The 14,672-nt window shown below is 72.0% G+C and carries 12 protein-coding genes; 10 read left to right on the forward strand and 2 right to left on the reverse strand.

Annotated elements, in window-relative coordinates; all coding sequences use genetic code 11:
- Positions 1–2 precede the first annotated feature (2 nt).
- A complete protein-coding gene (locus tag DFP74_RS24585; protein WP_121185159.1) occupies positions 3–2,333 on the forward strand; it encodes an FdhF/YdeP family oxidoreductase in 2,331 nt (776 codons plus the stop codon).
- Positions 2,334–2,881: 548 nt separating this feature from the next.
- Here DFP74_RS24585 and DFP74_RS24595 read toward each other — a convergent pair.
- Positions 2,882–3,538 (reverse strand): GntR family transcriptional regulator, encoded by a 657-nt coding sequence (locus DFP74_RS24595; protein WP_121185161.1) that lies wholly within the window; start codon positions 3,536–3,538, stop codon positions 2,882–2,884.
- 78 nt (positions 3,539–3,616) lie between these two features.
- Here DFP74_RS24595 and DFP74_RS24600 point away from each other — a divergent pair, with 78 nt between their 5' ends.
- From DFP74_RS24600 to folE, 9 genes are all read left to right on the forward strand, one after another.
- Positions 3,617–4,864, forward strand: a complete 1,248-nt coding sequence (locus DFP74_RS24600; RefSeq protein ID WP_121185163.1) for a sarcosine oxidase subunit beta family protein — start codon at positions 3,617–3,619, stop codon at positions 4,862–4,864.
- Positions 4,865–4,880: 16 nt separating this feature from the next.
- Positions 4,881–5,171 carry a sarcosine oxidase subunit delta gene (locus DFP74_RS24605; RefSeq protein ID WP_121185165.1) on the forward strand — a complete coding sequence of 97 codons (291 nt, stop codon included), beginning with the start codon at positions 4,881–4,883 and terminating at the stop codon, positions 5,169–5,171.
- Positions 5,168–8,035, forward strand: coding sequence for a 2Fe-2S iron-sulfur cluster-binding protein (locus tag DFP74_RS24610; RefSeq protein WP_121185167.1), 2,868 nt, complete (start codon positions 5,168–5,170; stop codon positions 8,033–8,035). Before DFP74_RS24605 ends, DFP74_RS24610 begins: the two co-directional genes overlap by 4 nt.
- Positions 8,025–8,630: a sarcosine oxidase subunit gamma gene (locus DFP74_RS24615; RefSeq protein WP_121185169.1), complete on the forward strand. Its 606-nt coding sequence runs from the start codon at positions 8,025–8,027 to the stop codon at positions 8,628–8,630. Before DFP74_RS24610 ends, DFP74_RS24615 begins: the two co-directional genes overlap by 11 nt.
- The gene (locus DFP74_RS24620) at positions 8,627–10,000 is read left to right on the forward strand and encodes an L-serine ammonia-lyase (protein ID WP_121185171.1); all 1,374 of its coding nucleotides are present in this window, start codon (positions 8,627–8,629) and stop codon (positions 9,998–10,000) included. The genes DFP74_RS24615 and DFP74_RS24620 overlap by 4 nt, the downstream gene beginning before the upstream one ends.
- A gap of 92 nt (positions 10,001–10,092) precedes the next feature.
- Positions 10,093–10,944, forward strand: a complete 852-nt coding sequence (purU, locus tag DFP74_RS24625) for a formyltetrahydrofolate deformylase (protein WP_199725774.1) — start codon at positions 10,093–10,095, stop codon at positions 10,942–10,944.
- Positions 10,945–11,027: 83 nt separating this feature from the next.
- Positions 11,028–11,651: a cyclodeaminase/cyclohydrolase family protein gene (locus tag DFP74_RS24630; RefSeq protein ID WP_233571144.1), complete on the forward strand. Its 624-nt coding sequence runs from the start codon at positions 11,028–11,030 to the stop codon at positions 11,649–11,651.
- A 5-nt stretch (positions 11,652–11,656) separates the two neighbouring features.
- Positions 11,657–12,523, forward strand: coding sequence for a bifunctional 5,10-methylenetetrahydrofolate dehydrogenase/5,10-methenyltetrahydrofolate cyclohydrolase (locus tag DFP74_RS24635; RefSeq protein ID WP_233571145.1), 867 nt, complete (start codon positions 11,657–11,659; stop codon positions 12,521–12,523).
- 174 nt (positions 12,524–12,697) lie between these two features.
- Complete coding sequence (gene folE / locus DFP74_RS24640) at positions 12,698–13,288, forward strand: GTP cyclohydrolase I FolE (RefSeq protein WP_121188495.1); 591 nt, start codon at positions 12,698–12,700, stop codon at positions 13,286–13,288.
- 155 nt (positions 13,289–13,443) lie between these two features.
- Here folE and DFP74_RS24645 read toward each other — a convergent pair whose 3' ends face one another.
- Entirely contained in the window at positions 13,444–14,571 is a 1,128-nt protein-coding gene (locus tag DFP74_RS24645; protein WP_121185177.1) for a hypothetical protein, read from the reverse strand.
- Positions 14,572–14,672 lie beyond the last annotated feature (101 nt).

The following is a 14,672-nucleotide window of genomic DNA, read 5'->3' on the forward strand; positions in this document are numbered from 1 at the left end:
ACATGGACGAGCGCGCTCCCGACGGTGACATCGACGAGGACGCGCTGCGCGTCGGTGAGCCCGGCCGTGCCGCGGCGGGGCTCACCGGGGTCCTGGTCTCGCTCCAGCGCAGCCGGGAACACATGGGCCTGGGGCGAACCGTGCGGACGCTGCCGCTGATCAACCAGCGGGCCGGATTCGACTGCCCCGGCTGCGCGTGGCCGGATCCGCGCGAAGACGAGGGTGAGCGGCGCAAACCCGCCGAGTTCTGCGAGAACGGGGCGAAGGCGGTCGCGGAGGAGGCGACCACCCGCCGGATCGGTCCGGACTTCTTCGCCCGGTACTCGGTCGCCGAGCTGGCCGAGCGCACCGAGCACTGGCTCGGCCGGCAGGGCCGGCTGACCCGGCCGATGATCCTGCGCCGCGGGGAGAGCCACTACCGGCCGATCGGCTGGGACGCGGCGTTCGAGGCCATCGCCGAGAGCCTGTCCTCGCTCGGCTCCCCCGACGAGGCGGCGTTCTACACCTCGGGCCGCACCAGCAACGAGGCGGCGTTCGCCTACCAGCTGCTGGTGCGGTGCTTCGGCACCAACAATCTCCCCGACTGCTCCAACATGTGCCACGAGTCGTCAGGGGTGGCGCTGACGGAGACCATCGGGATCGGTACCGGTTCGGTCTCCCTGTCCGACGTCGAGCACGCGGACCTGGTCCTGGTCCTCGGGCAGAACCCGGGCACCAACCACCCGCGCATGCTGGCGTCGCTGGAGAAGGTCAAGCGCCGCGGCGGCCGGATCGTGGCGGTCAACCCGCTGCCGGAGGCCGGGCTGCTCCGGTTCAGGAACCCGCAGAAGCCGAGCGGGATCGTGGGTCGGGGCACCGCGTTGGCGGACGAGTTCGCGCAGATCCGGATCGGCGGTGATCTCGCGCTGCTCCGTGCCCTGACCGGGCTGTTGGTGCTCGCCGACGACGAGGCGCCGGGCACGGTGCTGGACCAGGCGTTCATCGAGTCCCATACGCACGGGTTCGCGGAGTTCGCCGACCAGGTACGGCGCGTCGACTGGGCTGCGACCGAACGCGCGACCGGGCTCGACAGAGAGCAGATCGAGCGGATCGCGCGCATGCTGATCGACTCCGAGCGCACCGTGGTGTGCTGGGCGATGGGCCTGACCCAGCAGAAGCAGGGGGTGGCGACCATCAAGGAGGTCGTCAACCTGATGCTGCTGCGGGGGATGATCGGCAGGCCGGGGTCCGGGCTGTGCCCGGTGCGCGGGCACTCCAACGTGCAGGGCGACCGCACCATGGGCATCTTCGAGAAGATGCCCGAGTCGTTCCTGGGCGCGCTGGAGCGCGAGTTCGGGGTCACGGTGCCGCACGAACACGGTATGGACACCGTCGAGGTGCTGCACGGCATGCACGACGGGCGCGTCAGGGCGCTGATCGCCATGGGCGGGAACTTCGCCTCCGCCACACCGGACACCGAGGCCACCGAGCAGGCACTGCGCGGCTGCGCGCTGACGGTGCACGTGTCGACGAAGCTCAACCGGTCGCACGTCGTGCCGGGCGACACCGCGCTGATCCTGCCCACACTCGGCCGCACCGAGCGGGACGTCCAGGAGTCGGGGGAGCAGTTCGTCACCGTCGAGGACTCGATGTCGGTGGTGCACGCCTCCCGGGGCAGGCTCCGCCCGGCGAGCGGGCATCTGCTGTCCGAGGTCGCGATCGTCTGCCGGCTCGCCCGCAGTCTGCTGGGCGAGAACCATCCGGTGCAATGGGAGGAGTTCGAGCGCGACTACGACCGCATCCGCGACCGCATCGCGGGGGTCGTGCCGGGCTGCGCGGACTACAACCGGCGGGTGCGCGAGCCGGACGGGTTCGTCATGCCGCACCCGCCCCGCGACTCCCGGACCTTTCCGACCGCGACCGGGCGGGCCGAGTTCACGGTCAACGTCCCGGAACCGATCGAGGTCCCCGCCGGCAGGCTGCTGCTGCAGACACTGCGCAGCCACGACCAGTACAACACCACGATCTACGGCCTGTCCGACCGCTACCGCGGCATCGAGGACGCGCGCCGCGTGGTGATGGTCAACGACGCCGACATCGCCGAGCTCGGCTTCACCGACGGGGACCTGGTCGACCTGGTCTCGGAGTGGACCGATCCGCACGGCGGCCTGGAGGAGCGTCACGCCAAACGGTTCCGGATCGTATCCTACCCGACGGCCCGCGGGTGCGCCGCCGCCTACTACCCTGAGGCGAACCCGCTGGTACCGCTCGGATCTGTGGCGGACCGGTCCAACACCCCGGTGTCGAAGGCGGTCGTGGTGCGGTTGGAGGCCCACCAACACTCGGTGGGCTGAGCCGGGCCATCGTCGTCGAACGGAGGCCGGGGCGCCGTCGTCGGACAGCGGCCCTGCCCTCATCGGTCACTCCGGTGTTCCCGCGTGGTCCCGAGGACGGGACTCGTCGCAGTTCGCGCGGCGGATCCTACCTGTGTCACGAGTCGTACTGCCGGCGTTACCGCGTCAGCGCGCACCATGAGGCCGTATCGGTCTTCCGTCCCGCAGCGGGCGAGGATCCTCGACGAGCTTCTCGACCTCTACAACGTGAGTGACCCCGAAGCTCGCGTCTGTATGCCTGGAAGAGACCACCAGGTCAGGCTGTTCAATGACATGTTCGGAAGCGCCCAGAGTCGTTCTATGACTCCGGTGCGATCCTTGGAGTTCATCAGCCGCGGCTTGCAAGACCCAGAAGCCACCCCGAGGTGCGCGGAACCATCCACCGAATCACCGGCGGCGACCTTCGGCCAACCGCTCCGCGCGTTCGAGCGGGTGACGGGAGGCGATACCGGCACACTCCAGGGCCGCCATCACACCCGGCGCGAGGCAAGGAGCGAACGGGCGGGTGCTCAGATGAGGGCGCGGATGGCGCGCTCGAATCCGGCGACGTGTTCCAGCGCGAGCTCCGCGGCCTTGTCGGCGTCGCCCTCGATGACGGCGGTCAGCAGCGGGATGTGCTCGTCCACGTGGCCGGCGACCTCGGAGAGCCGGGGGATGAAGACGCACCAGATCCTGGTGGCGAGGTTGTCGTAGGAGATCAGCGTGTCCTCCAGGAAGGGGTTGTACACGCATCGGTAGATCGCTCGGTGCACACTGACGTCGGTGCGCAGCAGGGCGGCGTTGTCGTGCCCGCGGTCGTCCTCCAGGCGGGACCGCAGCTCGGTGAGCTCGGCGCGGTCGGCGGGGGTGGCCCGCTCGGCGGCCGAGGAGGCGGCCAGCGGCTCCAGGGTGCGCCGCACCTGCGAGATGTGCGCCAGGTCCGCGATGTGCACGTCGGTAGCGAACGTGCCGCGCCGGGGGTAGGCGACGACCATGCGATCCCGCTCCAGGCGCTTCAACGCCTCGCGGATCGGCGTGCGGCCCATGTCGAGTTCTGTGCTGAGCCGGTCCTCGTTGATCGGCTCGCCCGGCTGGATCTCCAACATGACCAGGCGGTCGCGGATCAGGATGTAGGCCTGGTCGGCCAGCGAGATGCCCGAGGATGACTCATTGACCTGTGTTCCCATGTGGCCTACAGTACAACGAGTTCTGATATATCAGTCGTTGACTAGCATCAGCGCTCCCGATCCGCTGGAGGCATCGCGATGACCGACCCCGTGTCCCCGGCCCAGCCGCCCGGAGCACACCTGCCCGACCACCCCGACTTCCTGTGGGACGACCCGGACCCGAGGGCCTCCTACGACGTCGTGATCGTCGGCGGCGGCGGGCACGGCCTGGCCACCGCGTACTACCTCGCCAAGGTGCACGGCATCACGAACGTGGCGGTGCTGGAGAAGGGGTGGCTGGCCGGCGGCAACATGGCCCGCAACACCACGATCATCCGCTCCAACTACCTGTGGGACGAGAGCTCGGGCATCTACGAGCACTCGTTGAAGCTGTGGGAGCGCCTGGAGGAGGACCTCGACTACCCGATCCTCTTCGACCAGCGCGGGGTGCTCAACCTCGCGCACAGCCTGCAGGACGTGCGCGACAGCGTGCGGCGGGTCAACGCCAACCGGCTCAACGGCGTCGACGCCGAGTGGTTGGACCCCCAGCAGGTCAAAGAGGTCTGCCCGATCGTCAACATCTCGCCGGACGTGCGCTACCCCGTCATGGGGGCCACGTTCCAGCCGCGGGCCGGCATCGCCAAGCACGACTACGTCGCCTGGGGCTACGCGCGGGCCGCGCACGAGATGGGCGTCGACCTCATCCAGAACTGCGAGGTCACCGGCATCGAGAGGGCGGGTGACCGGGTCACCGCGGTGCGCACCACCCGCGGGCGCATCGCCGCTGGCCGCGTCGCGCTGTGCGCGGCGGGCCACAGCTCGGTCGTGGCCGCGATGGCCGGCCTGCGGCTACCGCTCGCGTCGCACCCGTTGCAGGCGCTGGTCTCGGAACTGCTCGAACCCGTGCATCCGACCGTGGTGATGTCCAACGCCGTGCACGTCTACGTGTCCCAGGCGCACAAGGGCGAACTCGTCATGGGCGCGGGCATCGACAGCTACAACGGCTACGGCCAGCGGGGCTCGTTCCACATCATCGAGGAGCAGATGTCCGCCGCGCTGGAGCTGTTCCCGGTCTTCGCCAGGGCGCACCTGCTGCGGACCTGGGCGGGCATCGTCGACGTGAGCCCGGACGCCTCCCCCATCGTCGGCCTCACCCCGGTCGATGGCCTCTACCTCAACTGCGGCTGGGGCACCGGCGGGTTCAAGGCCACCCCCGGCGTCGGTGACTGCTTCGCGCACACCATCGCCCACGACAAACCGCACCGGTTCAACGAGCCGTTCACCCTCGAACGGTTCACCACCGGCGCCCTCGTCGACGAGCACGGCGCCGCCGCCGTGGCGCACTGAGAGCAAGGAGCCAGGCATGCAACTCATCCCCTGCCCGTGGTGCGGGCCGCGCGAGGAATCCGAGTTCCACTACGGCGGCCAGGCGCACGTCGCCTACCCCGAGGACCCGGCCGCGCTGACCGACGAGGAGTGGGCGCGCTACGTGTTCTTCCGCGACAACCCGAGCGGGCCGTTCGCGGAGCGGTGGAGCCACAGCGCGGGCTGCCGCCGCTGGTTCAACGCCGTCCGCGACACCAGGACCCACGAACTGCTGTCCGTCTACCGCGTCGGCGAGCCGATGCCCGCCCTGGGAGAGGTGAACTCATGAGCGCGAACCTCCGCCTGCCCTCCGGAGGCCTCGTCGACAGGGACACCACGCTGCGGTTCACCTTCAACGGCCGGTCGATGACCGGACACCGCGGGGACACCCTGGCGTCCGCACTGCTGGCCAACGGCGAGCACCTGATCGGCACCAGCGTCAAGTACGGGAGGCCGCGCGGCATCGTGGCGGCGGGGTCGGAGGACCCGACCTCGCTGGTGCAGATCGAGCAGCCGTTCCCGGAGCCGATGCTGACCGCGACCACGGTCGAGCTCTACGACGGACTCGTGGCCCACGGCCTGCCCGGACAGGGCAGGCTGGCGTCCGAGCCGGACCCGGCCCGCTACGACGCCAAGCACGTGCACTGCGACGTCCTCGTCGTCGGCGCCGGGCCCGCGGGCCTGGTGGCGGCGCTCACCGCCGCCCGCGCCGGTGTCCGGGTCGTCCTGGTCGACGAACAGAACCAGGCCGGCGGCTCGCTGCTCGGCACCCGTGAGTACCTCGACGAGCGGCCGTCGGCGGAGTGGGTGGCCGGCATCGTGGCGGAGCTGCGGGCGGCCCCCGGCGTGCTGGTCCTGGACCGTACCACCGCGTTCGGCGCCTACCAGGACGGTTTCGTGCTCGCCCTGCAGCGCCGCACCGACCACCTCGGCTTCGACGCGCCCGCCGACACGGCCCGACAGCGGGTCTGGCGGATCAGGGCGGGGCGGACCGTGATCGCCACCGGCGCCCACGAGCGGCCCGTCGTCTTCGCCGACAACGACCGTCCCGGCATCATGCTGGCCGGATCGGCGCGCACCTTCCTGCACCGCTACGGGGTCCTTCCCGGCACGCGGGCGGTCGTCTTCACGACCAACGACAGCGCCTACGAGGCGGCGATCGACCTCGCCAGGGCCGGGCTGGACGTGGCGGCGGTCGTCGACGCCAGGCCCGCGGCCCCCGGCGTCCTCGCCGCGCGGTGCGCCGCCCACGGCATCGAGGTGCGCACCGGTCACGCCGTCACCGGCACCGAAGGCGGGGACCGGGTCACCGGCGCCCGCGTCACCCCGCTGCCCGGTACGGACGGGACCGCCGACACCGTCGACTGCGACACCCTCTTGGTCTCCGGCGGCTGGAACCCGGTCGTGCACCTGTTCAGCCAGGCCCAGGGCACGCTCCGCTACGACGACGGCCTCGGCGCGTTCGTTCCCGGCCAGGAGCTGCCGACCGTGCGCGTGGCCGGGTCGGCGAACGGCGCGTTGGACCTGGCCTCGTGCGCGAGGCAGGGCTGGGAGGCCGGGTGCGAGGCCGCGCTCGCCACGGGCTCGCGCCCCGACGAGGTCGCACTGCCGGTGTCGGCCGCGCCGGCCGCCGGACGACCCGCCCTGGTGCTGTGGCGCGTCCCGGGAGAGCCCGAGGACGGCGCGGCCGACACCCGCTTCGTCGACCTCCAGCGCGACGCCACGGTGTCCGACGTCCTGCGCGCGACCGGCGCGGGGCTGCGCTCGCTGGAGCACGTCAAGCGGTACACGACCATCGGCACCGCGCACGACCAGGGCAAGACGTCCGGGATGATCGCCGCCGGCCTGGTCGCCGAGGCCCTGGGGGTCGGGCTCTCCGAGCAGCGGCCCACCACGTTCCGGCCGCCCTACACCCCGGTGTCGTTCGCCGCGCTGGCCGGGCGGGACCGCGGCGAACTGCTCGACCCGGTGCGCGTGACCGCGCTGCATCCCTGGCACGTCGAGCGCGGCGCGCTGTTCGAGGACGTGGGGCAGTGGAAGCGGCCCTGGTACTTCCCGCTGCCGGGCGAGGACATGGACACCGCTGTGCTGCGGGAGTGCCGTGCGGCCCGCGAGGGCGTCGCCCTCATGGACGGCTCGACCCTGGGCAAGATCGACGTCCAGGGCCGGGACGCGGGGCGGTTCCTCGACATGCTCTACACGAACAAGATGAGCGGCCTGAAGGTCGGCAAGGTCCGCTACGGGGTGATGTGCGGCGTCGACGGCATGGTCATCGACGACGGCACGGTCCTGCGGCTGGCCGAGGACCGGTTCCTGGTGACCACGACGACCGGCAACGCCGCGATGGTCCTGGACTGGATGGAGGAGTGGCTGCAGACCGAGTGGCCGCACCTGGACGTGTACGCCGCCTCGGTGACCGAGCACTGGGTCACGATCCCGCTGGTGGGGCCGCGCTCGCGCGACGTGCTCGCCGCGCTCGCCCCCGAGCTGGACGTGAGCAACGAGGCCTTCGAGTTCATGGCGTGGCGGGACACCGTGCTCTCGGTGGGAGAGGGCGTCCCGGCGCGGGTGTGCCGGATCAGCTTCTCCGGGGAGCTGGCCTACGAGATCAACGTGACCGCCTGGCACGGCCTCGCCGTCTGGGAGGCGCTCGTCGCCGCGGGCGAGCGGTACGGGATCACGCCGTACGGCACGGAGACCATGCACGTGCTGCGCGCGGAGAAGGGCTACCCGATCATCGGCCAGGACACCGACGCCACGGTCACGCCCCAGGACCTGGGGATGTCGTGGGCCGTGTCGAAGAAGAAGGTCGACTTCATCGGCAAGCGGTCGTTCGCCAGGGCGGAGAACAACCGGCCGGACCGCAAGCAGTTCGTCGGGCTGCTCCCGGTCGACCCGGACGTGCGGCTGCCCGAGGGCGCGCAGGTCGTGGACACCGACCGGCTCCCCCAGCCCCCGGTCCGCATGCTCGGCCACGTCACCTCCAGCTACCGCAGTGACGCGCTGGGCCGGACGTTCGCACTCGCCGTGGTGCGCTCCGGCCGCGAGCGAGTGGGCGAGACGCTCCACGTCCCCGTCGGGGACGACCTCGTACCGGTCACCGTGACCGAGTCCGTGCTCTACGACAAGGAAGGAGCCCGCCGTGACGGCTGACACCAGCATCCGCACCAGCCCGCTCGCCGCGTGGCAGGACCGACTCGCCGGCCTCGCGCCCGCGCTGACGGCGGTCGAGCGGCCGTTCCTGACCCAGCTCACCGTGCGGGCCTCGGATCCGGTCGCCGTGGCCAGGATGGGCGAGGCGCTGGGCGTCGCGTTCCCCGGCGACCCGTGCGCGTTCACCCGGGGACGGGGCTCCTTCGGCGACGTCGCGGTGCTGTGGCTGGGACCGGACGAGTTCCTCGTGATGGCCGGGCCCGACCTGCGGATCCCGGTCGAGGACGTGCTCCGCACGGCGCTGCGCCCCTCGCCGGGCGCGGTCGTGGACACCTCGGCCCAGCGCACGGCGGTGGCGTTGTCGGGGCCGCACGTGCGGGACGTCCTCGCCCACGGCTGTGCCATCGACCTGCACCCCTCGGCGGCGCCGACGGGGACCTGCGTGCAGACCCTGCTCGCCAGGGCCGGGATCGTCCTGCGGGTCGACGACGCCGGGGCCGGCGCGTTCACCGTGCTGGTCAGGTCCTCCTTCGCCGGGTATCTCGCCGCGTGGCTGAGCGACGCCTGTGTCGAGTACCGGGCGGCCCTGTCATGAGTCTCAGCGTGTTCGACCTGTTCAAGGTCGGCATCGGGCCGTCGAGCTCGCACACGGTCGGTCCGATGCGCGCGGCGAAGACGTTCATGGACGCCCTGCGGGACGAGGGGGCGCTGTCGCGGACCGTGTCGGTGCGCGCCGAACTGTTCGGGTCGCTCGGCGCCACCGGCCACGGGCACGGCAGTGTCAGGGCCGTGGTGCTGGGGCTGGCGGGCCACGCGCCCGACACGGTCGACCCGGTCGCGGCCCAGCCGATGGTGGACGACGTGGCGGCGACCGGGAAGCTGGAGCTGGCGGGCGGCCGGGTGATCGGGTTCTCGGTGGACGACGACGTCGTGCTGCACCGGAACAGACGGCTCGACTTCCACAGCAACGGCATGGTGTTCCAGGCCCTCGACCGCGAGGGGACCCCGCTCGCGGAGCGGACCTACTACTCGGTGGGCGGCGGCTTCGTCGTGGACGAGGACGCCGCCGGGGCGAAGGTCCTGGTCGAGGACGCGGTACCCGTGGCCTACCCCTTTTCCACCGCAGGGGAGCTGCTGGCCCACACCGCCCGCACCGGGCTCTCCCTCAGCTCGGTGATGCTGGCCAACGAGCGGTCCCGCCGTCCGGAGCGGGACACCAGGAACGGGCTACTGGAGCTGTGGGCGGTGATGCGCGAGTGCGTCGAACGCGGCTCCACGACCGGGGGCGTGCTGCCCGGCGGGCTCAGGGTCCGGCGACGCGCCGCGGCCTCGCGCGAGGACCTCGAAGCCGCGGGCGAGTCCGCGGACCCGCTGCGCGCCATGGAGTGGGTCACCATGTTCGCGCTGGCGGTCAACGAGGAGAATGCCGCGGGCGGGCGGATCGTGACCGCGCCGACCAACGGCGCGGCCGGGATCATCCCTGCGGTTCTGCACTACTACGACCGCTTCGTGCCCGGCGCCGACGAGGACGGGATCGTGCGGTTCCTGCTCGCCGCGGGGGCCGTCGGCATGCTGTTCAAACAGAACGCCTCGATCTCCGGCGCCGAGGTCGGCTGCCAGGGCGAGGTCGGCTCCGCCTGCTCGATGGCGGCCGCCGGCCTGGCCGAGGTGCTCGGCGGCACCCCCGACCAGGTGGAGAACGCCGCGGAGATCGGGATCGAGCACAACCTCGGCCTCACCTGCGACCCGGTGGGCGGACTGGTGCAGATCCCCTGCATCGAGCGCAACGCGATCGCCGCCATCAAGGCCATCACCGCGGCGCGGATGTCGGTACGCGGCGACGGCGCGCACCACGTGACGCTGGACAAGGCCATCAAGACCATGCGCGAGACCGGCGCCGACATGAAGGACAAGTACAAGGAGACGGCGCGCGGCGGGCTCGCGCTCAACGTCGTCGAGTGCTGAACCACAGGCGTGCCCGACCCATGGACGGGCGGTCACGACGCCGGTCGCCAGGGCACCGAGAACTCTCACCCCTTCACTCTGAGGAGGACATCGTGGCGCGCAACTACATTCTCACTCTCCGCTGCCCGGAACGCGCGGGCATCGTCCACGCGGTGACCGAGTTCCTGGTCGACCGGGGCTGCGACATCGTCGAGCACCAGCAGTTCGACGACAACGTGCGCGGCCAGTTGTTCCTACGGACGTCGTTCTCCAGCTCGGCGCCGGAACACGGTGTCGACGAGCTCAGGGAGGCGTTCGCCCCCGTGGCACGGGAGTTCGCCATGGAGTTCCAACTGTGGGACGAGCGGGAGCCGCGCATCCTGGTGATGGTGTCCAAGACCGCGCACTGCCTGAACGACCTGCTGTTCCGCTGGCGCGCGGGCAACCTCGACGGGCAGCTCGTCGGGGTGGTGTCCAACCACGAGGACCTGCGGCCGATGGCCGAGGCCGCCGGCCTGGACTTCGTCCACGTGCCGGTGACGTCCGAGACCAAGACCGCCGCCGAGGCGCGCCTGCTGGAACTGGTCGAGGAGTACCGCGCCGACCTCGTGGTGCTCGCGCGGTACATGCAGGTGCTCTCCGACGACCTGTGCACCAAGCTCGAAGGGCGGGTGATCAACATTCACCACTCGTTCCTGCCGGGGTTCAAGGGCGCGAAGCCCTACCACCAGGCCTACCAGCGCGGTGTGAAGTACGTCGGGGCGACCGCGCACTACGTGACACCCGACCTCGACGAGGGCCCGATCATCGAGCAGGAGGTGCTGCGGGTGGACCACTCCTACGACCCGCGCGCGCTGGCGACGGTGGGGCGCGACGCCGAGGCGCTCGCGCTGTCCCGGGCGGTGCGCTGGCACTGCCAGCACCGCGTCCTGCTCTACGGCAGCAGCACCGTGGTCTTCCGCTGAGGCCGGACGAGACACCGCACGGGATTTCGAATGAGCCAGCGGATGAGACACAGGTCCCCGCTCGACCCCCAAGGACGGACATCGTGATCAGTGGGCAGACGATCAGCGACTTCCTGACCGACCTGGCGGCCCGGGCCCCCGCCCCCGGAGGCGGGGCCACCGCGGCCGTGCACGCGGCCCAGGCCGCCGCGCTGGTCGCCATGGTGGCTCGCTACAGCGACGGCGCGCGCTTCGTCGAGCACACCGAGGAGATTTCGGCGATCGTGAAGGGCGCCGACCGGCTGCGGACGGAAGCACTGCGGATCGCGGAGGCTGACGCGGAGGCCTTCTCGGCCGTCGTCGACGCCTACGCGCTTCCCCGTTCGACCGATGACGAGAGGGCCGCGCGCTCCACCGCCATCGCCGCGGCGTTGCGGAAGGCGTGCGAGCCGCCCGTCGCGGTGATCGAGACGGCCGCGGAGGTGGTCTCGCTGGCCGAGCGCATCCTCCCGATCGGCAACCGCAACGTGATCACCGACGTGGCCGCGGCGGCCGAGGCCGCCCGCGCCGCCGCCACCACGGCCCGGGTGAACGTCGAGATCAACCTGGGCGGCATCGAGGACGACGGCGCGCGGACGGTGTTCTCGGCCTCGGCACGGTCCGTCGACGCCATCGTCGAGCGGTCGGAGAAGGTCACCGCCGCGGTCAGGGAGGAGCTCACCGTATGACGGCCATGACGACTTCGGAGCACCGTGTCACCACCGAGCTGTCGGGCCGGCCGCTGGCCGCGGAGATCCGGCGGGAGGCCCGCGAGCGCGCCGCCGCCCTGGGGGCGGCGGGCACCCGGCCGAGGCTGGTCGTCGTCACGGCCACGGACGACGAGTCGACCCTGTGGTACGTGCGCTCGATCGCCAAGGCGGCCGCAGCCGTCGGGATCGACTGCGACATCGCCGACCTCGGCCCGTCGGCATCGCGAACGCGGGTGCGGGACACGCTGCGCGCCCTGAACCGGGACCCGGACGTCCACGGCGTCATCCTGCAGACGCCACTGCCCGACGGCACGTCGCCCGCCGAGCTCGCCGTGGAGATCGACCCGGACAAGGACGTCGACGGCGCGAACCCGGCGAGCCTCGGGCGCTGCGCGGCCGGTCTGCCCGGTTTCGCGCCCGCCACGGCCGAGGCCGTGGTGCGGTTGCTCGACCACCACGGCGTCGACCTCGTGGGCAGGGACGTCACCATGGTCGGCCGGTCGGTCGTCGTGGGGACCCCGGTGGCGCTGCTGCTGCTCGAACGGCACGCGACCGTGACGGTCTGCCACTCACGGACGGCCGACCTCGAAGGCCACGCCCGCGACGCCGACATCGTGATCGTCGCGGCGGGCGTTCCGCGCCTGGTCGGCGCCGGCCACGTCGGAGCGGGCGCGGTGGTCATCGACGTGGGCACCAACGCCACGGACGACGGCCTGATCGGCGATGTCGACGCGGACGCGGTGGAAGGCGTCGCGGACGCCCTCACCCCGGTGCCCGGCGGCGTCGGACCGGTCACCACCGCGCTCCTGCTCGCCCACACCGTGCAGGCCGCCGAGCGTGCGGCGGACTGACGACCGTGTCGCCTTCGGCGCAGCGCGGCGGAGCCCGTGGCGGATGAGGGCCGCCGCCACGGGCTCCGCCGGGGCCGAACGACGGGACACCGATCCGGACGGACCAGAGGTACACCAGTGACAGTGACGAGAGAACAGCCCTCCGATCCGCTATCGGACACGGCTCACGGCTTCCTGCCGCACACGGACCGCGAGCCCGGCCTCGTGGACCTGGACGCCGCCGAGTCGGCCGCACGCGACTTCCTACGCCACCTGGGGGTCGCGCTGGGCACGGAGGCCGCGGCGCACACCCCGGGACGGATGGCCCGCGCCTACGCCGAACTCCTGTCCCCCCGGCCGTTCAGCCTCACCACGTTTCCCAACGACCACGGGTACGAGGGCTTCGTCATCGCCCGCGACATCCCCGTGCAGTCGGTCTGCGAGCACCACTTTCTCCCCTTCACCGGGGTGGCCCACGTGGGCTATCTGCCCGGGTCGCGCATCGTCGGCCTGTCCAAGCTCGCGCGGGTGGTCGAACACTTCTCCCGCCGCCCCCAGGTCCAGGAGCGGCTCACCCAGCAGATCGCCTCCTGCCTGGCCGAGCAGCTCGACGCCGATGCCGTGGGCGTGGTGGTCGAGGCCGAGCACCTGTGCATGAGCATGCGCGGCGTCCAGGTGTCGGGTTCGGTCACGACCACCTCGGCGATGCTCGGCGCGCTGAGCAAGGACGCGGAGCTGCGCCGGGAGTTCCTCTCCCTGATCAACCCCGCCTCGCCCGGCCGATGACACCGGCCGCCCCCGGCACCGCGGGGCGGGGGCGTCCGTGCCCCGCGCCCCGAGCTACGACTCCGTCGAGGGGTGGCGAACTGCCGTTGATGGAGTGTGCATGACATGCTCACAGCGGTGACGTGGAGTTCCGGCCACTGAGCCGCGTGGTGACGCTAGGGGCGGTCGTCGCTCCTCTCCTTCGGCGCGACGGCCGTCGCCGGGAAGGTGCGGCGGACCTCCGCGAGGAGCGGGGCGCAGTCGGCGTCGTGGGCGACCACCACGGCGAGGAGAGCGTTCAGCGCCGCCTCCAGGGGGTCGCCGGCGGCGGCGTCCACGAGAGCGGCGAAGGCGGCGGCCTGCGGCAGGCCGGGGGCGCCGTCGGGGGACCGTGGAACGCGTGCGTCGGCGAACACGGCGTCCCGCAGGCGCCGCGGGTCGTCCAGCGGCCCGGAGTAGGGCTCGCCCCGGTCGAGTTCGGCCAGGGCGCGCGCCACCCAGTCGATGCCGCCGATCCCCGCCTCCGCGCAGGCGCGATGCGCCGCCCAGTGGGCGAGCGCACGCTGGTCATCGGCGCCCGCGGCGTCGATCGCGTGCACCAGCGCGGCGTCGAGGGCGACGAGGCCGCCCTTCGGATGACCCTGGAACCTCCGGAGCTTCTTCCGGACGGCCCGCAACCGGTCGCTGGGCAGACGGCCGCCCCACGCGTCCCGTTCCCGTCGCAGCTCGGCGCGCTCCGCCTGCTCGCGGGCCCGGCGCTCGGCGTCGGCTCGCTCTTCGGGGGTGGGTCCCGGGGGCTGCTCGCGCGCGAACGCGTGCCAGTAGGCGGCGGCGTGACTGGTCTCCTTGACCACACGGTCCGCGGCCGGCGGACTCGGCCAGAACCGCAGCAGGTACTCATCGCGCACGGGGTCGCCCGCGACGCGTGTGGTGTCGTGCGCCTCGTCCAGACCCCGGCACTGGTATCGGACCCGGTACGAGGTCTCGGCGAGGTCGAGCGGATGAGCGTCGCCGCCCCACTCCGCGAGCACGGTCTCGCCCGACACGGGCCGGAACGACACCTCGACGATGTCCTCCCAGGCGTCCGCGTCCAGGGGCGGTTCCGTCTCGCCCAGCTCGACGGTGAGCGGGACGGGACCGGTGTGCGTTCCGGTCAGCAGGAAGAGGTGGCCCGGCACGGCCCCACCGCACAATCCGGCCCGCTGACCGGCGAAGTGGTCCCCGAGGTCGTATCCTTCCGCCTCGCTGCTGACGTAGATCTGCCCGTAGGCCACGTGTGCTTCGCCGCTGAAGAGTGTCCGCATGGGTCCAGCGTGCCGCGCGGCTGTGACAGGGAGCGGCCCCACCCCCGCACCGCGCACGTGCATCGGCCACCGCATGGGTCCGGGCCGATCATCACCATCCG

It is taken from the genome of Nocardiopsis sp. Huas11, from assembly GCF_003634495.1.
GTDB lineage: Bacteria > Actinomycetota > Actinomycetes > Streptosporangiales > Streptosporangiaceae > Nocardiopsis.